Raw genomic sequence first — 21,298 nt, 5'->3', positions numbered from 1 at the left:
TTACAAAAAAAATGACGCCCTTTTTTCAAGGACGTCATTCATCGGGCAAAAACGGCGGGAAACAGGCGTTTGTCAGGAAGGTTTATTTTTGCTTTTTCGCCGCGAACGCAGTTTGCGCCAGTAACTGGTAATGTCTTTTTCCGGTTTGCCAAACAGATAGCCTTGGGCAAAATCAAACCCGGCCTTGGTCACCAGATCGCGCATGTCGTCGGTTTCGATCATTTCGGCCACCACTTCGATATCAAGCTGATGACACAGACCGACCAAGGATCGCAAAAATGCCCGGCCTTTTTGCGTTTTTAACGACTGGCGGATCGAAGCACCGTCAATTTTGACGTAATCAACTTCGAGCGCGCTGAGATAACTGAAATTTGCCGCCCCGGTGCCAAAATCATCCAGACAAATTTCAACCCCGTATTGCCGGAACCGCGCCAGCCACGCTGCCGCATGTTCCAGATCGGTAATTTCGGCGGTTTCGGTAATTTCGATCATAAGCTGCGACAGGCATTCCTTGCTGCGTTCAAACAACGCAATCACCGACCGGCAAAAATCCGGGTTGGCAAGGCTTTGACCGGAAACATTTACGGCAACACGGGCATCAATGCCTTCGTTTAACTGCTGGCGTATCCATTTCAGGGTCCGGCGCATCATCGCCAGATCCAGCCGGTGGATCATATTAACCTGTTCGGCAAACATGATCAGCTGATCGGTCGGGATCAGTTCGCCGTCTTCGCGATAAAAGCGTACCAGAACTTCAAAATGGTGGATTTCCGCCGAGGGCAAACGCACAATCGGCTGATATACCGCATCAAATTCCAGCCGGTCAACGCGCTGGCCAAAATCGCGCATGGCACCAAAGGTATCATTGACCAGATTGGGCATATGCCCGGTCAGCCGGGAAAAGGTAAAACTGTGTTGTTGTTTGTCGCAGAAACGGCGAATCGAATACAGCACCCCGCGCGCCAGATCGCCCGGCGGCATGGCATGGGCGGTAAAATCGGTTTCCGATGTGCGCACGATAATACCCTTGCCTTGCGGGTCGGCATCGCGGGCACATTCAGCAATGCGCTGTTCAAGGTCGCCAATCCGCACTTCGGGGCTGTGAAGCATGCCAAACTGGCTGGCGCTTATGCGCCCTGCGGTATCGCCTGCCACCGAATGGGCGCGAAAAAACGACCCGATTGTCGAAAGCATTTCATCGCGCGCCACATGTTCCATGCGCTCGCACAGGGGTTCGAATGCGTTCAGGGTAAACAGCGAGAATTTCTGGTTTTGCCCGGTTTCGCGCTGGGCCATCAAGCGTTCGGTCACCACGCGCGACAGGCTTTCTTCATCAAGCAACCCCGTCGGGCCGTCACGCCGGATGGTTTGCAACAAATCATGCGGCAGGGAATGCACAGTGACCCGCAAGGCAACAAAAAAATGGCTGCCCAGATCGGGCAGGAAATAGCCGGTCAGGGATACCGGCGGGCTTACCCTGTCGTCGGGCCGGGTAAAGCGCACCAGCACATTATCCATCCGCCCGCGCCGACGCGCCACATTCAGCATTTCGCTAACCAATGGCCGAAACTGGCTGGACAGCAAATCGACAAACCGGATACCGTCGATTTGTTCGGTACTTAACCCTAAAATGCCGTCAGCCGCCCCGGAGGCAAAGACAATCCGGAACTCTTCGTCAAGCTCCAGCAAAAGATCACCCCACACAAACGCCAGCGCTGCGAAACGATTTCGTTCGTTACGCAGAGACGACGCATGTTTTTTCAGGCTTTTATCCAATTGCCCCTCGCACGCCTAAACGGCACTGTCATTTCGACCAACCCACATAAATCATCCGCCCCCGGGAACACCCCTGCCACGGAAGCTTGTATTCGTTTAGTCCGTGATTATCACGCAGACAATTAAAACCGTCTTTACAGCTGTTTGTCGAATTTTATCTGCAATTGCAGGTCGTAATGGCGTTTCGCCGCTTCTTTCAAACTGTATTTGCCGCGTTTTTGCACTTTTTGTGCATCGCACACCCTTGCCGATATCAAGAATCCCGATGATTGGGCTTCATCATCGGGCCAAGTCGCGATATGAAGGAGCGATCATTTTTCGGGTTGTCCCTGGCGGTTTGCACACCCGACCCGCTTACGCCCCAGCAACGGAATGCATTTGATGAACAGCCCCGTCTTGCCGATAGATCCTGCCAACTTGCCGGTTGTCACCCGTGAAAGTGTTTTGATCTTTGATCTCGACAACACCCTGTATCCCTCGGCATGCGATCTTTTTTCGCAGGTTTCCGTTCTGATCAAAAAATATGTCAGCGAAACGCTGGGATTGCCCGATGAACAGGCATTTCTGATCCAGAAAAACTATTTTCGCCGCTATGGCACCACCCTGCGCGGTTTGATGCTGGAACATAAAATCGACCCGGCCGATTATCTGCACAAGGTGCATGATATCGACCTGTCAGTTGTCGCCCCCTCGCCGGTTTTGTCACAGGCGCTAACTGCCCTGCCGTGCCGCAAGGTTATTTTCACCAATGCGTCACGCAGCCACGCCGAACGGGTGATGCAACGCCTGGGCATTCATAACCATTTTGAAACCATTTTCGACATTGTCGATGCCGACTATATTCCCAAACCCGAACAGCAACCCTATGACCGCATGCTGGCACGCGATGGCATTAACCCCAAAAACGCGATCTATTTTGAAGACATGGCCAAAAACTTGCTACCAGCCAAGGACATGGGCATGACAACGGTTTGGGTGCATAGCGATTCCGACTGGGCACATGAAGGCCGCGATGACCCGCGCATTGACCACGAAACCGATAACCTGCCCGAATTTCTGGAAATGCTGGTGGCAAAAGCCGTTCGCTAACGGGCGCATTATCGCCATCGCCACAATTATTTCGCCTTCCTGCAATGACGCAGGCACGGTTGAAAGCTATAATCAGTCAAAATACGCAGACGGGCAGAGTTGACTTGACGATCGGCATTGCCCATTCTCCGCCGCGAAGAAAAAACCAGCCACACCGCAAGGACGACCATAGATGGACAAGATGGAACTTGAAGGCGTGATCAATGTCGCATGGGAAAACCGCGACCAGATCACCTCGGCCACCAAGGGCGAAATCCGCAAAGCTGTTGATCAGACCCTGACCGCACTTGATAATGGTTCATTGCGCGTGGCTGAAAAATCACCCGAAAAGAACGAAGGCCGCTGGACGGTGAACCAGTGGGCGAAAAAGGCGGTTTTGCTGTCTTTCCGCCTCAACGACATGACCACCATTTCGGGCGGCCCTGGCGAAAACACCAACTGGTGGGACAAGGTTCCGTCCAAATTTGCCGGTTGGGGTGATGAAGAATTTAAAGCCGCCGGTTTCCGCGCCGTTCCGGGCAGCATTGTGCGCCGCTCGGCCTATATCGCACCGGGCACGGTGTTAATGCCCAGCTTTGTCAATCTTGGTGCCTATGTTGACACTGGCGTAATGGTCGATACCTGGGCCACCGTTGGCTCCTGTGCGCAAATCGGCAAAAACGTTCATCTTTCGGGCGGTGCCGGTATTGGCGGCGTGCTTGAACCGTTGCAGGCTGGCCCGGTGATTATTGAAGATAACGCCTTTATCGGCGCACGGTCGGAAATTGTTGAAGGCGTGATTGTCGAAGAAGGTGCCGTCATTTCGATGGGTGTTTTCATTGGTGCCTCCACCAAAATCATCGACCGCGACACCGGCGAGATCTTTATCGGTCGTGTGCCGGCCTATTCGGTTGTGGTTCCAGGCTCGCTTCCGGGTAAACCACTGCCCAATGGCAAACCCGGCCCCAACCTGTATTGCGCTGTGATCATTAAACGGGTTGACGAAAAAACCCGTTCCAAAACCTCGATCAACGAATTGCTGCGCGATTGATCGCTGTCAGCCGATGATCTGATTGATTATAAGGGACGAAAGCGCACATCGCGTTTTCGTCCCTTGCCATGTTTGTCCCTTGCCATGTTTGTTCCCCGCCACTCCCCTGCAAAAGAGATTGCTCAATGTCCTCCGCCGCCCTGACCCTTGCCCAGTCGTTAATCCGTTGCCCGTCTGTTACGCCGGCCGATGCCGGGGCGCTCGATGTTTTGCAAACAGCGCTTGAAGCGCGCGGGTTCGAGGTTAAACGCAAACTGTTTGAAGAAGACGGTTGGGACAGCATCGATAATCTTTATGCGCGCCGGGGCACCAAAGGCCGCAATTTTTGCTTTGCCGGTCATACCGATGTGGTGCCCGCTGGCGATGAAGCTGCATGGACCGTGGCCCCGTTTGGCGGCGATGTGATTGACGGGCGGCTGTTTGGCCGCGGTGCCGTCGACATGAAAACCGGCATTGCCTGCTTTGTCGGTGCGCTGGACCGGTTTTTGGACGCCAACCCCGATTTTGACGAAAGCATCAGCCTGCTGATCACCGGCGATGAAGAAGCCGATGCCGTAAACGGCACCATCAAGCTTTTGCAATGGTGCGATGCGCACGGTGAAAAATTTGATGCCTGCCTGGTCGGCGAACCCACCAACCCAAAATATCTGGGGCAAATGATGAAGGTCGGCCGTCGCGGCTCCATCACCGGCTGGGTCACGGTTTACGGCGCGCAGGGACATGTGGCCTATCCGCATTTGGCCGATAACCCGGTCCCCCGTCTGATCCGGGTACTCGAAGCCCTGACATCGCGTGAGCTTGACACCGGCACCGATCATTTCCAGCCCAGCAACCTTGAAGTCACCACCATTGATGCCAACAACCCGGCCACCAATGTGGTGCCCGCCAAGGTCAGCGCAGCGTTTAACATCCGTTTTAACGACACCCATCAGGGCTACGAGCTGGAAAAATGGATCCGCGATACCTGTGCGGCCCATGCCGGGGCACATGATTTAAAGGTTAAAATATCGGGCGAAGCCTTTTTGTCTGAACCGGGCAAGCTGGCCGGGTTGATCGCCGATGCGTCGGAAAAAATCACCGGCCACCGCCCGGAAATGTCGACCACCGGTGGCACATCCGATGCGCGCTTTATTCACAAATATTGCGAAGTCGCCGAATTTGGTCTGGTCGGGCAAAGCATGCACAAGGTGGATGAACATGCGATGGTCGAAGATATCGACAATTTGGTTTTGATCTATGATGAATTGCTGACCCGTTTTTTTGACTGATATCGGCTAACAGAACAATCGCAAGCGACGAGCCCCCGCGAACACCTGCGTTGAATTTTTCGACCGCTTGCCAATAACGCGCTGACGCCGCTATGATCAGGCGGCGGGCGCGTTTTTTGTTCTGCCCCGCCTGTTACATCTTTTATCCTGCCGTTTATCCCGCCGTGTGTCCCGCCCTCTGTTCCGCCCGTTTTTGCCGGATATCCAAAATCATGAAAAAACCTGCCGCCGCCGCTGCATCTGCTGCCCCTGCGACCAAGGCCAGCGCCCAGCCCGTTCTTGCCTGTTATAAAGGCGACCCGGTGCCGCGCATTGCCCTGCCCGGTCTTGATGGCAAACCGGTTGACCTGACAGACCAGCGCATCGCCGGCGACAGTCTGGTGTTATGGGTGGGGCCGGACCTGCCATCGCCCGATGATTTTAAGGTGGCCAGCGGTTTTGCCGAACAAATGTCGGGCGCCAATATTCGGCTGTATCGGGTTATTGTTGGCACCAAAGCCAGCCTGAGCGACGATTTCCTGGCTGCAATCCCCGATTTTGTAACCGTACTGTTTGATCCTGAAAACCGGCTGATGCCGGTATTTGACATTACCACAACCAGCTTTATCGCCATTCGTCCCGACGGGCGGCTGGGCGGTGTGTTTTCGTCCACAACACCGATGAACGGTTTTGAAATGGCAATGGGCTATTTCCAGGCCAATCACGACATTGTGCCGTTTTCAATTATTCAGCGCCAGGCACCGGTGCTGGTGGTTGATAATGTGCTTGAACCTGCCCTGTGCGAGCAATTGCTAACCTATTGGCGTACCGGCGACAAACAGGCCAACGGTGTTTCCATTGGCAGCCAAAGCAACCAAAGCGGCGATACCGCCATCAAAGTGCGCAATGACGTGGTGTTGCTTGATCAAAAGCTGTTCGACGCGGTTAAAAACCGCATCATCAAGCGGGTGCTGCCGGAAATTTTCAAGGCGTTTCAGTTTCAAACCGCCAGCATGGAAGCCTTGCGCATTGGGAGTTATCACAGCAATGACAAAGGTTTTTTTGGTCGCCATCGCGACAATAAAACAACCTTTACCGCCCATCGCCGCTTTGCCGTTTCGCTAAACCTTAACCCGGTCACCTATGAAGGCGGGCAGGTCAATTTTCCCGAATATGGTCAGGCCCTGTATGCCCCGCCTCAGGGCGGTGCGCTGATTTTTTCCTGCTCGCTGTTGCATGAAGCAAGGCCGGTGACCCAAGGCGAACGTTTTGGCATTTTCACCTTTTTAACCGATGCCGCCGGGGCGCGCCACGAACAGGAAATGATCGCCAAAAACCGGGGCACGGTGCAGCCATTGAATATGAAAAAATAACGAGCCCTGTCGCCAGCATCCACGCCGAAATCAAACAAGCCGGGGAATATTACCAATCCCCGGCCCGCTTGTTTCCGTCGCTCAATTACGGTTTCCAGGTAATCGGCACGTAATCTGGCAAGGTGGCAAACCGCGCCACCCAGCGCGTGATACCGGGATATACCGACATATCGATCCCGGCTTCGTCGGCTACATGGGTATAGGCATATAATGCAATATCGGCGATGGAGCAGCAATCGCCGACCAGCCAGTCATGGTCTTTCAGGCGGTTTTCCATCACACCCAGTGCGTTTTTCGCCCCGGCTTGCTTGATCGGGAGCAACGCCTTACCGTAATCGGGCATGCCTTTGACACTTAACCACGACCGCAAAACGGCAACCGTTGGTTCGTGTTCATATTGTTCAAAAAACAGCCATTGGGTGACGGCGGCCCGTTGCCATTTATCGCTTGGCAACCACGGCGTGCCTTCGGCCAGAAACAGCAAAACCGAATTGCTTTCCACCAGCACATGGCCGTCCTCAAATTCCAGCGCCGGAATACGGCCGACCGGATTGATACGGTTTAAAAAGTCATCCGTGCGGGTTTCACCCTTGGTAATATCATATTCGGTCAGGGAAAATTCCTGCCCCAAAAACCGCAACATCAAGCGGATTTTATAGCCGTTCCCCGATGGCAGAAAATCATGCAAAATCATCAACTGGTTCCTGAAATGCTGTTTGGTTAACGCAGTCGGGCCGGCCCCGCAGCGCCATATTTGCCACCGGCGGGCTTTCAAACAATCGAATAGTTTTGATGATACTGGTCAATTTTATTGATGATTATTTCTGACCAATCACCGACTATGCTTACCTGCCCGCCCAAACAAACAGGACCCCGCCATTATGGATGCCGACCTTTTGCGCAGTTTTGTTTCCTTTGCCGAATGCGGCAGTTTTAACCGCGCAGCGGACCGTGTGGGCAGAACGCCATCGGCCTTTTCCATGCAAATGAAACGGCTGGAAGAAACCATGGGACAAAAACTGTTTAGCCGCGAAGGCCGCAATGTCACTCTGACCAATGAAGGCATTACGCTGGTGGGCTATGCCCGGCGCATTTTGTCGTTGCAGGACGAAGCACGCGAAAGTATCCGGGGTGAAACCCTGTCGCGCCCGGTTCGTATTGGTTGCCCCGATGATTATGCGGAAAAAATCCTGCCGGTTATTCTGCGTGCCATGCGCGATATTCACCCCGGGATACAGTTTTTCATCTCGATCAACCCGACGATTATTTTACGCCGGATGCTGGACCAGGGCGAGCTGGATTTAACCATTATCAGCCGGTCGGAAAAAGGCGAAGAAGGATACTTTTTGCGCCGCGAGGCCGGTGTATGGGTTACATCGGCCCAGCATCAACAGCACCTTAAAAACCCGCTACCGTTGGTATTGCCCGCCGAAGATTGCAAATTTCACGCTTGGGCGATTGATGCGATTTCAAAATCGGGCCGGGCGTTTCAATTGCTGGCAACCACCCGGCAGGCGGCATCGCTTTTGCATCTGGTACGTGACGGGCTGGGGGTGGCGGCACTGGCCGCGATTACAGTTAATGACAGCTTGCAAATCCTTGACCATCGCGACGGTTTTCCGCCCCTGCCTGCGGTGGGCATTGCCTTGCTGATCAACGAGGCCGCCCACCCGATGGTGAACCGCCAGCTTGCAACCAGCATTCAACTTCGTGTAAGTGACGCGTTCGAACCGGCCAAAACCGCCCGCCAGACAGCATGACCCCCAACCCGGATAACCCCCGCATAATGACCGTCAACACTGCCAAGCCCCGCCTTAATATCTGCATTACCTGCCGTGCCAGCGCAGATGCTAACGGTGCCACCGACAGCCGCGAAACAGACCAGCCCCGCGAACGCGACGGCAAATTGCTTTATGATGCCTTGTCGCATGAAATGGCGACCCGCACCGACCCGGCATCGTTTGACATTGTGCCGGTTGAATGCCTGAGCAATTGCAAATCGGGATGTTCGGTCGCCCTGAGCGCGGCGGGAAAATGGGGATATGTTTACGGCAACCTGACAATCAAAGATCACGCCGCCGATATTTTAAAACTGGCCGAGGCCTATGCCCATACCGAAACCGGCCTTGTTGCCTGGCGCGAACGCCCCGAAACCGTTCGGCGCAATGTTATCGCCCGCATCCCGCCCATCGGGGTTTAATTATCGGCGATCTCAATCAGGGCAATACCCCGCGATGCCAGCGCGACCAAACCGGGGCAATCGCATTTTCGGCCCGTAAATCATTAAGGTAACTGTTATAGCGTTCAACCGTGATCGGAGCATTGCGCGATATAACCGAAGCAAGCTGATAGCTGTTATCGGCACGCGGCCCCATTGCAATGCGGTCGGCCAAATCGGCAACATGACGAAATTTGCGCGACATAAACCCGGCTGACAGCACGCCAATTTCGGCATCGCCGCGGATCACGGCTTCAAGCACTTCGGGTTCGTTATACAGCAATGAAATATCAAGCAGCCGGGTCAACTGTTTGGGGTCGTCGCGAAAATCGACGAATTTGTAATGAAACCCCAAAACCCCGGCAATCGAACGTTCCAGAACCTTGCTGAAATAGGCCGGTCCGGGAACATGGTCGCGACGCGCCACCAGAATATCGTGTTCCCAAACAATCGGCGTTGAAAAATCGACATTGCGCCCGCCCCAGTGCCAATAAGGGTTTTGCAGCAGAATCATATCCACCTTGCCAGACGCAATATCCTTGTAGCGACGGCGCGACGAGGTTTCGACAGTGATGAAATGATATTCGCCCTGAATATCGTTCAGACGTTTGACCAGATCATGGGCAAATCCGACTTCCTTGCCATGCAGGTAAAAATGCACAACGCTATATTCATAAACGCCGACCATAACATCGGTTCTGTGCTGGGCAACAGCCGGACTTGCGGCAAAGACCACGGCTAAAAAACACAATAGCCGACATATCATCCTGTCCATTTTCCTCACATATAAGGTCAGTTTATTTTGGTTATCTGACTATATTTGGGGACAGTTAAATTCAAATACGACCCTGCGTCCAGTTTTCGAGCAAATAACGCGCGATCGAAATTTCGCGGGGGAGCTTTATGCCCCGGCTTGCCAGATCATACACCTCGTCGCGATGCACCCACATGGCATATTCGATTTCGTTATGATCAATTTTAATTTCGGTATCTTCCGCCTCGCAGACAAACCCCAACATCAGCGAGCCCGGAAACGGCCACGGCTGAGACGCGATATAACGCGGCATTTTGGTGCGAATGCCAACTTCTTCAAAAACCTCGCGTTGCACCGCCTGTTCCAGGGTTTCGCCGGGTTCAACAAACCCCGCCAGCACCGAAACCATATCGGGCAGGAATTGCGGCGAACGGGCCAACAAAACATGGTCGTTATGATGCACCAGCATAATCACCGCCGGGTCGGTGCGCGGAAAATGGGCGGTGCCACAGGCATGGTTCGAACATTGCAGGCGGTACCCGGCCTCGATAACGCGGTTGGCGTGGCCACATACCCCGCAAAACCGGTGCCGTGCCTGCCATAAAAACAGGGCGCGCGCCTGTGCGGCAAGGGCGGCTTCTTCATGCGGCAATGCCGCCATGCGGGTGCGCATATCGCCAAAGGCACCGTTAAGCGCGCTTGCCGCCTGATCGCGGTCGGCTTCCAGCGGGGAAACATCAAGGGCTAACACTGGCCCGCTGGCGTGGCGGCCCAGATAGGCCCAGTTTGCGGCCTCGTGATCAAAATCCATCTGCAAAAGCCGGGCGGCATCAAGCATGACAATATAATGTTCGCCGCTTTCCTCGGGCCGGGAAAAAAGCGGATCACCCCCGTGACACACCAGAATTCGCACATCGGATTCGCGCAAAACCTGCTGAAGCCAGCGCGACGAACTGCGAATTTCGGCATCACGATCAAGCCCGACAGACGCATAAAACAGCTGTTCCATTTCCTACCTGCAAATATCGGCCGGCCCAGCCATTGCTGCGCACCGGCCCTAAATTGAAATTTGCCCGAGATTAGACCGCCAGCCCCGCCCTGGCAAAGGCCGAACATGCGCTTTGTAAAAATTCCCAATCGGCCCTTGCGTTTTTAAACGCCCTGCGCGATATAGGGGGCGAGAGGCCGGTCGTGGACGGACTGCTCGCCAACTCGGTCAGGACCGGAAGGTAGCAGCCGTAACGAGTTTGCCCGGGTCGCGGTCCGGTCTCTCACCTTTGCAACACTGGTTGCCTTTCCCCCTGTTACATTTCAGATCGCTTTTATCATCGCGGACATTGCCGTGCGGATTGGTAATTTGATTGGTCTGATGCTGGCCAAGCCCCATCCATCCCCCCATATATCGACCAATGACAGCCCGTTAACCACCGGGATTGCTGCAAATGCGGCATCGATGCATATCTGATCTTTGCCCGTGGTGCCCGATGCTGTTAAAACACACTCACGCACCCAACATGCGCACACCAGAAACATGCCGGACCGGATAAATGACCGATCAGACCCAGACCGCCAGCCCAGATGCGCCCAAAAGCGAATATCAGGTACTGGCCCGCAAATATCGGCCCAAATCGTTCGACGAGTTGATCGGGCACGGGCCGATGGTCAAAACCCTTTCCAATGCCTTGGAAAGCGGGCGGCTGGCCCATGCCTTTATTCTGACCGGTGTGCGCGGCATTGGTAAAACCACCACGGCACGTATCATTGCGCGCGCGTTAAATTGCGTTGGCCCCGATGGCACCGGCGGCCCCACCATTGATCCCTGTGGTATGTGCCAGCATTGCCGCGCCATTGCCGAAGACCGCGATGTGGATGTGATGGAAATGGATGCCGCATCGCGCACCGGTGTGGATGACATTCGCGAACTGATTGAAGGGGTGCGCTATCGCCCCACCTCGGCACGCTATAAAATATACATCATCGATGAAGTGCACATGCTGTCAAAAAGTGCGTTTAACGCGCTGTTGAAAACGCTGGAAGAACCGCCAGAGCATGTGAAATTCATTTTCGCGACCACCGAAATTCGTAAAATTCCAATCACGGTATTATCGCGTTGCCAGCGGTTTGATTTGCGCCGGGTCCAGACCGACGAACTGGTCGCCCATTACAAGCGCATCGCCGGGCTGGAAAATGCCGAAATTGAAGAAGAAGCCCTGGCCCTGATTGCGCGCGCCGCCGATGGCTCGGTCCGTGACGGCATGAGCCTGCTTGATCAGGCGATTTCGCACGGGGCGGGCAAGGTGACCACCCAGCAAGTGCGTGACATGCTGGGGCTGTCAGACCGGTCGCGCATTTTCGATTTGTTTGATTTGACCATGAAGGGTGACATCAACGAAGCGCTGGAATTGCTCGGCGCGCAATATGCGCTGGGCGGTGACCCGGCCGTGATGTTGCAAGATTTGCTGGACCTGACCCATTGGTTAACCCGCGTCAAGCTGGCACCCGATGCCGCAAATGCACCGGGCGTTTCGCAAATTGAACGCGAACGCGGCCGCGAAATTGCCGTTAAACTGGCAATGCCGCAACTGACGCGGGCGTGGCAAATGCTGCTTAAAGGGTTGGAAGAAACCCGGATCGCACCATCGCCCATTCAGGCGGCTGAAATGATTTTGATCCGGCTGGCCTATGCCGCCGAAATGCCATCGCCGGGCGATTTGATCAAAAAGCTGAAATCGGGCCTGAATGGCCCGGCGGCGGGCAATAATGGCGCCGCTGGCGGCGGCAATGGTGGCGGGGGCGGCGGGCCCCGCATGCAGGTTGTGAACGGGGGCGGCAATGCGGCACGCGCCATCGCCCATCAGCACGCCCCGGCCCCGCAACAGGCCGACCAGCCCGTTTATGCCAAAATGCCCGAAAGCCTTGAGGAAGTGGTCGCCCTGCTGTCAGCCGACCGGGAAACCACCGGCCTTGCCATTCAGGTTAAAAACTATCTTCATCTGGTGAAATTTGAAAAAGGCCGGATTGATTTTCGCCCGGCACGCGGTGCCAATGCCGATTTATCGAGCCAGCTGATCAAGGCCCTGAATGGCCTGACCGGGCAGCGCTGGATTGTTTCCGTATCGGAGCGCGAACAGGGTGCCACCACCCTGAAGGAACAGGAACTTGAAGAACTTGAACAGCGCAAGGCGGATGCCTCGCTTGATCCGCTGGTGAAGGCTGTTCTTGAAGGATTTCCATCGTCAAAAATCGTCGCGGTGCATTTACCGGAGGGTCAAAACCCGGAACTGGCCGAAGGCGACGACAGTGGATCGGTTTATGATGATGCGTTTTATCTCGAAGGAGACGACGAGCTATGAAGAACCTTGCAGGGATGATGAAGCAAGCCCACCAGATGCAGTCCAAAATGCAGGAAATGCAGGAAAAACTGGTTGAGCTGCAAGTTGAAGGCCAGTCCGGTGCGGGCATGGTCAAGGTGATGTTGAATGGCAAAGGCGAAATGCGCGGCCTGAGCATCGACAAAACCATTGTTGACCCCGAAGACATCGAAGTCCTCGAAGACCTGATCGTGGCAGCTTATAACGATGCCAAGGTCAAGGTTGAAGCCACGGTTTCGGAAAAAATGAAAGAAGTCACCGGCGGCATGAATTTGCCCGAGGGCTTCAAACTGCCATTTTAAAAACGGGCCCGTTGGCGGTGCGTTTTACGCCCGATAACGACACGATATAAGGGCGGCATTGCGCCGCCCTTTATTTTTGTGCCAGAAATGACAAATCGCCATCTGTGATACAGGAAAATCATGACCGGACGGGAAATAGACAATCTGATCAAACTGCTGGCCCGCCTTCCCGGCCTTGGGCCGCGTTCGGCCCGGCGCGCGGTTTTGCAGATGTTGAAAAAACCCGAAACCCTGATGATGCCTTTGGCCCAGGCCCTTGAAGAAACCGCGCGCGCCATGACCAATTGCAGCATTTGCGGCAATGTTGATGTAACCGACCCCTGCCATATATGTGCCAGCCACAACCGCCAGCGCGACATGATTTGCGTGGTCGAGGAAGTGCAGGATTTATGGGCACTGGAACGCGGATCGTCGTTCAAGGGGCTATATCATGTGCTGGGCGGCACATTATCGCCGCTTGATGGCATTGGCCCCGAAGATTTGCGCATTGACCAGCTGGTATCGCGCGTTAAGGACACCAGGGCTTCCGAGGTTATTTTGGCCACCAACCTGACGGTCGATGGGCAAACCACCGCGCATTACATTACCGAACGCCTTTTGGAAACCGGGGTAAAAGTCACCCGGCTGGCCCATGGTGTGCCGGTTGGCGGCGAGCTGGATTATCTTGATGACGGCACGCTGACCGCCGCCCTGCGTGCGCGCAGCTAAACTATCCGTTTTAATCCACGCCCCGGTTGCCAGAGCATCCCGGCAAAAAAAATCCGACCTCATCTGCAAACAGAGAGGCCGGATAAAGCAAGATTGATAACATCGAGCCTGCCAGATGTGCATTTGGCCCTGTTGCATCTCGGGGAAAATACAAAGACCGTCACAATCTGAACAAGGGCGGCAACCCGGGGAGACCGATTACCGCCAAAAGACACCCAAGTCCGGGGGGATATCACGGTAAAAACACACTTTTTCGTGCAAGCCACAGAAAGACCGGGCAAAAGGCTTGCCGCTTATGTACCTTTTCGTGATACGTTGGAACTTCGGTAGTCTCCGATCCTTACGTTACGCCTTCTCCCCTGAGGATGCAGTGAACAGTTTCACAACACCACCACAGTTTGCAAAAGTCGCCTCGCGCATCTTGGCAGGCAGCTTTTTATTCGAAGACCTTGATCCGGCCTTGCTGGAACAATTGTCGGAATCGGCCACCATCAAACGGTTGGCGGATGGCGATTTATTGTTCGAAAAAGGCGACCCTGCCGACGGCCTTTATGCCGTTGAAGCGGGCAAAGTCCGCATTTCCAGCCTGTCGGGCTCGGGCAAGGAAATTGTCCTTAACGTGCTGGCACCCGGCGCTGTTTTTGGCGAAATCGCCTTGCTTGACAGCGAACCACGCACGGCAAGTGCGCGTGCGGTCGGCCCCACCCGGCTGCTTTACATTTCGCGCGATAATTTCTTTGAAATTTTCGACCGCGAAACCGACCTGCGCCGCCATATCACGGCCCTTTTGTGCCGTCGGCTGCGCTGGGTCAGTGCGTTGCTTGAAGATGCCAATTTTCTCGATCTGACCGCACGGCTGATCAAACGCCTGTTATGGCTGGCTGAACGCCACGGCGGCCCGGACCCGGAAGGCATTCGCATTGCCCTGCCGCTATCGCAGCAGGAACTGGGTTATATGCTGGGTGTCACCCGCGAAGCGGTAAACAAGAAACTGCGTGAACTGGAAAAGGCTGGCCTGATTACGCGCCGCGATGGCCGTCTGGTCATTCGCGACAAGGACGGGCTGGCTGAATTACTGGCCGATGCAAGCAAGTCCTGACAAACCCACCCTGTTTGACCGCCTTGTCGACCGCGAGGAACGACGAGGGCTGTTTGTCGTTGCGTTTTTACGCATCGCCATGCTGGCCTTCATCCTGTTGCTGTTTAGCAAGTCCAACACCCCCAGCGGCGAGCTTTATTCGCTGCTTGAGGTGCTGACATGGTTTATTCCCGGTGTGGCCATTCAGGTATTTGTCGCCTATCGCGGCCATAACTGGCGCTGGCTGCTTTATGTTCTGGCGATTACCGATGCATTGCTGATTGTTTATGTCTCGGTCGTGCCCGACCCGCAACACCCGTTTATCAACCACGAAGCCTGGGTTTACAGCTTTGTCGCGCGTGATCGTGGCATTGTCTTTTCCATGATCATGATGGCGCTGGTTATTCTAACCTTTTCACCGCGCCTGATTTTGTGGTTTGGTCTGTGGCTGTTTAACGCCTGGGTATTGGGCATTATCTGGCTGGTTAACCGGCCCGGCATTTTAATTTCGCAACATTTCGGCGACCAATGGAGCCCCGGCGAAAACGGGCAAGTCCCGCTTTATAACCGACCGGAATATCTTGATGTGTCGGCACTGGCCGAACAGGTGGTGATTGTTGTTGTTTTCACGCTGGCCTGTGCGGTGATGGTGGCGCGGTTGCGCATTCTCATCCGCCAGTTTGCCGCCGCCGAACGCGCACATGGCAACCTTGCGCGCTATTTCCCTGCCGCCCTGGCCGACCAGTTGGCCGAACGCGACGAGCCGATCCGCATTGGCGAACGGCGCGAATGCGTGGTGCTGTTTGCCGATATTATCGGCTTTTCCGGCTATGCCGAAAACCGCGACCCGCAAGATGTGATGCGCCTTTTAAACCGCTTTCACGGCACCATGACCACCCAGGTCGCGTCCTATGGCGGGATTGTCGAAAAATATATTGGCGATGCCATGATGGCCAGCTTTGGCGCCTTTGATGCCATGTCCTGCCCCACGGCCAATGCCCTGTCGGCCGCTCAGGCCATGATCGAACATATTCGTGAATGGCACGCGCTTGACCCGTCGGACCGCACCTTGCCATTGCGCATCGGGGTGGGCCTGCATTACGGGCCCGCAGTGGTGGGCGACATTGGCGAGGGCGAGTCGGTAACCCCGGCCGTTATCGGGGCCACGGTAAATCTGGCTGCACGGCTGGAACGGGCCACCCGCACCCTGAATGCCGAAATCGTCATGAGCGAGGCCTTTGCCCACCAGCTGGAACGCGAACTGCCCGCAGCGGGGAAAACCCTGCTCTGTGCGTTACCGAACCACGATACAATTCGAGTCAAGGGTTTTTCAGCGCCAATTCCGGTGCGGTATCAGTCGCGCAAAACTCAAACCCCGCTGATAACGGCCTAAAAACACCGTTTTTCATGCCGTGCGTGCTTTATTTTTCCGAAAATTGATCTGCTTGCTTTACCTGCACCGCGACTGCCCCAATATAGGGTGGAATAGCTGGTACAAAATAACTGCATAAAACGGCATCGGAGCGAGGCATGTTAGAAAATACCATCCGCGAAGAACTGGAAAAAAACAATATTCCGCAAACCGTCACCATTGCCACCTTGCTGGGGGACCGCGAATTTCGCTGGGACAAGGCAATTTACATGCCCGCCGGCTTAAGCGGCTTTTCCGACAATAACGTCTTTGCGCTGGCCAATTTTCCCAGCGAAATCAGTGATTCGTTCAAACTGCTGCAATGCCTGACCGACCCGGAGCTGGCCTTTATTGTCGCGCCCTATAATTCCGAAAGCGGTATTCTCGCTGACAGCGACGTTGCCCCGTTGGCCGCCATACATGGTATTTCCCCGGAAAACCTGGCGATTGTCCTGATCGTGACGCTGCAAAAGCCCGATACCGGCAAGGATGCGGAAATGACGGTTAATTTGCGCACACCAATTTTAATCGATACGTCGCGCCAAACGGCCTTTCAGGTGCAACTGAAACAACCAAAATATGATTATCGCCACCCGTTAACGGCGTAAAGCGATGTCGCCAGGTTACCTGAAAACACAGGCAACCCCCAAATACACCGGGGGCAAGCTGTTACACACAAGCGATTTTGGGCCGTTCCGGGCGGGAAGAAGTGCGTGCGGCTTACGTGGCGCGCTCTTTTCTGTCGCACTGACACAATTCTCAGCTTGACTGACCATAGATCAATTTTGCATTGATAAATTACGTATTTTGTGTATTTTACACATTAGATATATAAGTATGCAAGCTTAGGTATGTAGATATGCAAAGCAAAATTTCGGGGGCAATCGAAGTTCAGGCAACCGAATTTGCCCGTAATTTCCCCAAAATGAAGGAAGATGCACGCGAATATGGGGTTATAACTGTCTACAGCCACAAACGAACCGTTGGCGCTTTCATTTCCCCTGCCGTGTTGGCCGAACTCGAACTTCTCCGTCGCCGGAAACGGGAATTGATCCGCATTGAAGATGCAGATGATGCATTTTTCGATGCGCTGGACGATGCTGTCGAAACTTATGATCACCTCGCCTAATTCATGGCTCTTCCCAAACCACGCCCCGGCCTTGTCATCGGCTATGATTTTTTGTTTCGAGAACAAGCAAACGCTGGCTTGGAAAATGCCGCAAAACCTCACCCGGCTGCGATCATACTGGTAACACATCAGGCTCGCGTCAGCCTTGTCGCAATCAGTCATTCTCCACCTGGCCCCGATGAAGCTCCCTATCGTTTAAAACTCACATCTGCTGAATGCAAAGAGATGGGCCTTGATACAAGAGATCACTGGATCAACTTGCGTGACATTAACGCATTTGACTGGCCCGGATATGATCTCGCCAGATCAGCACCTGGCGGAAAATACGTTTATGGAATGATGTCAAAAGGCACATTCATCCGCCTTGTCAACGCGTTAAAGGCATGTGCGGGTCGCCGCTTAATCCCGAGCGAATAAGCACTTTTCGACCCTTCCCCCAAACATTTAATCTCCCAAAGAAACTGCCAGCCCCCTTTGCCAACAGAATTTGCACGTAAAATTCATATGGCGGCATATGCGTTTCTATTGTGGCTGGTGGTGCATACCCAAACAGGGCGGGCAACAATTGCCCTAAAGATTTCAAAAACTTGGGCCGCGATATCTGGCAAGATGATCGCGGTTTTTCCTTTTTGATGCCATGTTTGCACGGCACACTGCGCCAAATCATGCTTTCATGGCCAAGTGGCTGACATATTCAAAGGACCGTTTCATGGCATCTGAACTGCGTAATCGCCTTGTTCTTGCAACCATCCTGGGTGCCGCCCTGTTTGCGTCACCTGATTTGTCCATTTCCGATGCGCAAGCCGCCGATGCCGCAAAAAAAGCGGAAAACGCCGTTCCGCTGGCAGCCGATGATCGCAACAAATTACGCTTAACAGTTTATCCCGGTAACCTGTCCATGATTGCCGAACAGCGTAATGTGGCCCTGCCTGCGGGCCAGTCCACCCTGAAAATTATGGATTTACCCGCCACCCTGATCGACGACTCGCTGCTGATCGGGGCGGATAAAAACGCCAACCTGCAATTAATATCAACCACCGAACCCACCGGTTCGCGCGGCGGATATGCCCTGCTTGAACAGTTCATCGGCAAGGATATCAAAATTCGCCGCAATGACGACCTGATCAGCGCCACCCTGATTGCGCTTGATGGTCAGGCGCTGGTTAAAACCGCAGATGGCGTGGAATATATCCCCATCCAGAATATCGTCATGCCAACCCTGCCCGACGGGTTTACCGCCCGCCCCTCGCTAGATGCGGTTATCCGCACCGGCACGGCCACCGATCATGTTTCGCTGGCCTATCTGATTGGCGGCATCAGCTGGCAAACGGCCTATGTCGGGCATTATGACAGCAAAACCGGCACCCTTGATCTGGGCGCACGCGCGCGGATCGTTAATAACAGTGGCGGCGATATCGACAATGCCGATTTGCAACTCGTGGCGGGTGACCCCAACCAGAATTCGCCCCGGCCAATGGCAAAGGCCATGCGCACCGAAATGCTGATGTCTGCCAGTGCTGACAGCAATGGCGGGCAGGCCGGCCGCAACAAGTTTGAAAACCTGCATATTTATGGGCCCTATCACGGCCTGAATATGAAAAATGGTGACGCGGTGACATTGCCGCTGCTTGACACACGCCAGATCAAGGTTGCCCGCGACGTAATTTTTCGAGGCAACACTTCAATTTATTACAGCGGAAACGCCACAGGACAGGATTTTATCCGGCCTGATATTGAACTGACCATTGAAAATGATGGCGGAATCGACAAACAAAGCCCCTGGCCTGCCGGGCAGATTCGCATCTATGCCAATGATGCAACCGGCATCGCCACCTTTTTGGGGGAAGACCAGATCAACCTGACCCCGGCGGGCGAAAAAGCGAAATTGCAACTGGGACAGGCCAGCGACATTGCGGGTAGCCGCCATGTTGTGACCTATGATCGCAAGACCCGCAAAAACCTGCCCGATGAAGTTGCCGCCACCCTTGAATGGACCCTGAAAAACAGCGGCCCGCGCGATGAAACGATCACCATCGAGGAAACGCTTCCGGCAAACTGGAAAATCATCGAGGAAAATCACCCGCATCAGGACATGGATGCCGGGCAGATCAAATGGCAAATCACCCTGCCCGCAGGCAAGGAAACCAGCCTGCGCTGGACGGTTCATAGCGATCAGTAAAAACCGCACACGGCACGATGCGGCCTTAAAACATAGTACGTAATAAATTGATGGCGGGCTTTGCGGCCCGCCATTTCTGTTATCCCTTGTCGGCGATATCAACCACCGCATCCATCAGCCTGCCGTCATACAGTGCCCCGCAAACGCTATTCCGGTGTCCGTTTTTGCGCGGCCAGCCCCTGTAAAAGCGGAAATAACAGGGCAGGATCAGGCTTTTGCCCGGCCAACGCGCATACCTGACTGTAAAACGCCGTCATTTTCCCCAACAGGCCAAATGCCGGGTCGGTTTTGTCATCGGCCACAGGGCGCAACAACATCAGGGCATCGTGGCATGTGGCAAGGGCCGCGGGGAAGTTTCCCTCTCCGGCGTGGGCGCGCGCCAACGCCCCTAACGAATACACCAGATCGGCCCGCAATGATTTGTACAAGGCAGGATCTTGCACCGGGGTTTTGCTTTGCGACCAGTCGGCGTTAAGCAAATCCCGGCGTAAAGTAACCGCTTCGCTTGCCGCCCGTCTGGCCGCGTCCCACTGCGCCATATCAACCAGTAACGCCGCCCGATTGTTCAGACACAGGGCAAGCGCACTTTTTGCGTGGCGTGAATGAAGCGGGGGCTGCTCGCCCGAAAGGGCGCTATTGCCACCTTGCTGATGTTTACGAAAAATATCTTCGGCGCGGTCGTAAAAATGCAGTGCCCCTTGCCGGTCTTGCGTATCAAGGATGCTGGCACCTTCCAGATACAACGTTCCCAATGCCATCGACACAGGGTCGGTTGCTTCGAGATAGTTGATACGGTCCTGAAATTGCGCAAAATTTTCAGACATCAGATTTTCCATAATACAAGCAGCCGAAATTCGATGGCGCAAGGGTAAGCCTGTAAATGACATATGTGAGAAAGGTCATATTTCGGCGGCTGACTGTTTCCAATTATTTTAAAAACACCCTATGTTGAACCCAACAATGCCAAAACGCCACCCTGATGGCCCAAACACGAGATAGCAGTCCGAACCATGACAATCGCCACAGAAACCTTGCGCGCCCTTTATGGCACATGGCGCATTGCCCATGGCGATGCGCGCGGTGCGGGTTATTTTACGTTCACACAGCAAGGTTTCTGGCGTTCTTTTATCGCCGCCGCGCTGGTTTTCCCGGCCTTTGCCTTATTACGCTGGCACGATCTGGGCAGCGCGCCCGATAATTTTCCTGCCGGTCGTTACCTGACAATCGAAACCATTGCCTATGTGATTAAATGGGTCGCGTTTCCATTAATCATGCACAATGTCGTCACCCTGCTGGAGCGGCCATCGCGCTATATTCCCTTTATTACCGTTTATAACTGGTCCAGTGTCTTGCAAATGGCGGTCTATTTGCTGGCCCTGTTGCTGGGCGCGGCGTTTCCCGGGTTGGGTGCCGGGGGTTTTGCGCTGGTCGCAGTTATCGCGATGATGGTTTATAGCGGCTATATTGTTGTTTTGATGCTTGCCGTGCCGCTGTTTACAGCCATTGCCATTGTGCTGCTGGATTTTCTATTGTCGATGACCATCACCATTATTGGCGTGCGACTGGCCATGCACCAGCTATTCTAGGCTGCCAAACACCGAAAGCCCCCTGTCGATCACGCCATACCACACCA

At 54.4% G+C, this 21,298-nt stretch carries 22 protein-coding genes and 1 other RNA gene; 18 read left to right on the top strand and 5 right to left on the bottom strand.

From position 1 onward, the window contains the following. Positions 1–72: 72 nt before the first annotated feature. Positions 73–1,776, bottom strand: a complete 1,704-nt coding sequence (locus TMES_RS16450; protein ID WP_085584511.1) for an EAL domain-containing protein — start codon at positions 1,774–1,776, stop codon at positions 73–75. 381 nt (positions 1,777–2,157) lie between these two features. Here TMES_RS16450 and TMES_RS16445 point away from each other — a divergent pair, with 381 nt between their 5' ends. The 4 genes from TMES_RS16445 to TMES_RS16430 all read left to right on the top strand — a co-directional run bounded on the left by TMES_RS16445 (position 2,158) and on the right by TMES_RS16430 (position 6,515). After that, a complete protein-coding gene (locus TMES_RS16445; protein ID WP_085584509.1) occupies positions 2,158–2,865 on the top strand; it encodes a pyrimidine 5'-nucleotidase in 708 nt (235 codons plus the stop codon). Positions 2,866–3,037: 172 nt separating this feature from the next. Beyond that, entirely contained in the window at positions 3,038–3,895 is an 858-nt protein-coding gene (dapD, locus tag TMES_RS16440) for a 2,3,4,5-tetrahydropyridine-2,6-dicarboxylate N-succinyltransferase (protein WP_085584508.1), read from the top strand. 125 nt (positions 3,896–4,020) lie between these two features. After that, positions 4,021–5,163 (top strand): succinyl-diaminopimelate desuccinylase, encoded by a 1,143-nt coding sequence (dapE, locus tag TMES_RS16435; RefSeq protein WP_085584506.1) that lies wholly within the window; start codon positions 4,021–4,023, stop codon positions 5,161–5,163. Between the two features lie 212 nt (positions 5,164–5,375). After that, positions 5,376–6,515: a 2OG-Fe(II) oxygenase gene (locus tag TMES_RS16430; protein ID WP_143589695.1), complete on the top strand. Its 1,140-nt coding sequence runs from the start codon at positions 5,376–5,378 to the stop codon at positions 6,513–6,515. 85 nt (positions 6,516–6,600) lie between these two features. On the opposite strand, the gene TMES_RS16425 is transcribed toward TMES_RS16430, so the two are convergent. Beyond that, positions 6,601–7,209, bottom strand: coding sequence for a glutathione S-transferase family protein (locus TMES_RS16425; RefSeq protein ID WP_085584502.1), 609 nt, complete (start codon positions 7,207–7,209; stop codon positions 6,601–6,603). Positions 7,210–7,396: 187 nt separating this feature from the next. Here TMES_RS16425 and TMES_RS16420 point away from each other — a divergent pair, with 187 nt between their 5' ends. Together TMES_RS16420 and TMES_RS16415 are read left to right on the top strand one after the other, a co-directional pair. Next, a complete protein-coding gene (locus TMES_RS16420; protein ID WP_085584500.1) occupies positions 7,397–8,275 on the top strand; it encodes a LysR substrate-binding domain-containing protein in 879 nt (292 codons plus the stop codon). Positions 8,276–8,301: 26 nt separating this feature from the next. Further along, positions 8,302–8,715, top strand: coding sequence for a DUF1636 family protein (locus TMES_RS16415; protein ID WP_085584596.1), 414 nt, complete (start codon positions 8,302–8,304; stop codon positions 8,713–8,715). 16 nt (positions 8,716–8,731) lie between these two features. Here TMES_RS16415 and TMES_RS16410 read toward each other — a convergent pair whose 3' ends face one another. Together TMES_RS16410 and nudC are read right to left on the bottom strand one after the other, a co-directional pair. Next, a complete protein-coding gene (locus tag TMES_RS16410; RefSeq protein WP_158091254.1) occupies positions 8,732–9,499 on the bottom strand; it encodes a transporter substrate-binding domain-containing protein in 768 nt (255 codons plus the stop codon). A 70-nt stretch (positions 9,500–9,569) separates the two neighbouring features. Further along, positions 9,570–10,496 (bottom strand): NAD(+) diphosphatase, encoded by a 927-nt coding sequence (gene nudC / locus TMES_RS16405; protein WP_085584496.1) that lies wholly within the window; start codon positions 10,494–10,496, stop codon positions 9,570–9,572. A 171-nt stretch (positions 10,497–10,667) separates the two neighbouring features. Between nudC and ffs the strand changes: the two genes are divergently transcribed. The 11 genes from ffs (at position 10,668) to TMES_RS16360 (ending at position 19,665) form a co-directional block, all read left to right on the top strand. After that, positions 10,668–10,762: signal recognition particle sRNA small type (gene ffs, locus TMES_RS16400), an RNA gene on the top strand. Positions 10,763–10,829: 67 nt separating this feature from the next. Further along, on the top strand, positions 10,830–10,952 hold the full coding sequence (locus tag TMES_RS23425; RefSeq protein ID WP_281253491.1) for a hypothetical protein: 123 nt from the start codon (positions 10,830–10,832) through the stop codon (positions 10,950–10,952). A gap of 82 nt (positions 10,953–11,034) precedes the next feature. Continuing rightward, positions 11,035–12,840: a DNA polymerase III subunit gamma/tau gene (locus TMES_RS16395; RefSeq protein WP_085584494.1), complete on the top strand. Its 1,806-nt coding sequence runs from the start codon at positions 11,035–11,037 to the stop codon at positions 12,838–12,840. Then, positions 12,837–13,160 (top strand): YbaB/EbfC family nucleoid-associated protein, encoded by a 324-nt coding sequence (locus TMES_RS16390; protein WP_085584492.1) that lies wholly within the window; start codon positions 12,837–12,839, stop codon positions 13,158–13,160. The genes TMES_RS16395 and TMES_RS16390 overlap by 4 nt, the downstream gene beginning before the upstream one ends. 120 nt (positions 13,161–13,280) lie before the next feature. Then, positions 13,281–13,868, top strand: a complete 588-nt coding sequence (recR, locus tag TMES_RS16385; protein WP_085584490.1) for a recombination mediator RecR — start codon at positions 13,281–13,283, stop codon at positions 13,866–13,868. Between the two features lie 370 nt (positions 13,869–14,238). Next, positions 14,239–14,967: a Crp/Fnr family transcriptional regulator gene (locus TMES_RS16380; RefSeq protein WP_085584488.1), complete on the top strand. Its 729-nt coding sequence runs from the start codon at positions 14,239–14,241 to the stop codon at positions 14,965–14,967. Next, positions 14,951–16,339 carry an adenylate/guanylate cyclase domain-containing protein gene (locus TMES_RS16375; RefSeq protein ID WP_085584486.1) on the top strand — a complete coding sequence of 463 codons (1,389 nt, stop codon included), beginning with the start codon at positions 14,951–14,953 and terminating at the stop codon, positions 16,337–16,339. The genes TMES_RS16380 and TMES_RS16375 overlap by 17 nt, the downstream gene beginning before the upstream one ends. Positions 16,340–16,476: 137 nt before the next feature. Beyond that, positions 16,477–16,965 (top strand): flagellar assembly protein FliW, encoded by a 489-nt coding sequence (fliW, locus tag TMES_RS16370; RefSeq protein ID WP_085584484.1) that lies wholly within the window; start codon positions 16,477–16,479, stop codon positions 16,963–16,965. A gap of 251 nt (positions 16,966–17,216) precedes the next feature. Then, positions 17,217–17,486 carry a hypothetical protein gene (locus tag TMES_RS16365; RefSeq protein WP_085584482.1) on the top strand — a complete coding sequence of 90 codons (270 nt, stop codon included), beginning with the start codon at positions 17,217–17,219 and terminating at the stop codon, positions 17,484–17,486. A gap of 3 nt (positions 17,487–17,489) precedes the next feature. After that, positions 17,490–17,903 carry a hypothetical protein gene (locus TMES_RS22660; protein WP_143589693.1) on the top strand — a complete coding sequence of 138 codons (414 nt, stop codon included), beginning with the start codon at positions 17,490–17,492 and terminating at the stop codon, positions 17,901–17,903. A 292-nt stretch (positions 17,904–18,195) separates the two neighbouring features. Then, entirely contained in the window at positions 18,196–19,665 is a 1,470-nt protein-coding gene (locus TMES_RS16360) for a DUF4139 domain-containing protein (RefSeq protein ID WP_085584481.1), read from the top strand. A 146-nt stretch (positions 19,666–19,811) separates the two neighbouring features. Here the strand turns inward: TMES_RS16360 and TMES_RS16355 are convergent, their stop codons facing one another. Then, positions 19,812–20,489: a hypothetical protein gene (locus TMES_RS16355; RefSeq protein ID WP_143589692.1), complete on the bottom strand. Its 678-nt coding sequence runs from the start codon at positions 20,487–20,489 to the stop codon at positions 19,812–19,814. Positions 20,490–20,675: 186 nt separating this feature from the next. Here TMES_RS16355 and TMES_RS16350 point away from each other — a divergent pair, with 186 nt between their 5' ends. Next, a complete protein-coding gene (locus tag TMES_RS16350) occupies positions 20,676–21,251 on the top strand; it encodes a hypothetical protein (RefSeq protein WP_085584477.1) in 576 nt (191 codons plus the stop codon). Positions 21,252–21,298 lie beyond the last annotated feature (47 nt).

Origin of the sequence: Thalassospira mesophila (assembly GCF_002115755.1) — a bacterium.
Classification (GTDB): Bacteria; Pseudomonadota; Alphaproteobacteria; order Rhodospirillales; family Thalassospiraceae; genus Thalassospira; species Thalassospira mesophila.
Note: the sequence above shows the minus strand (reverse complement) of the source record. Positions and strands in the feature narration are given on the sequence as shown.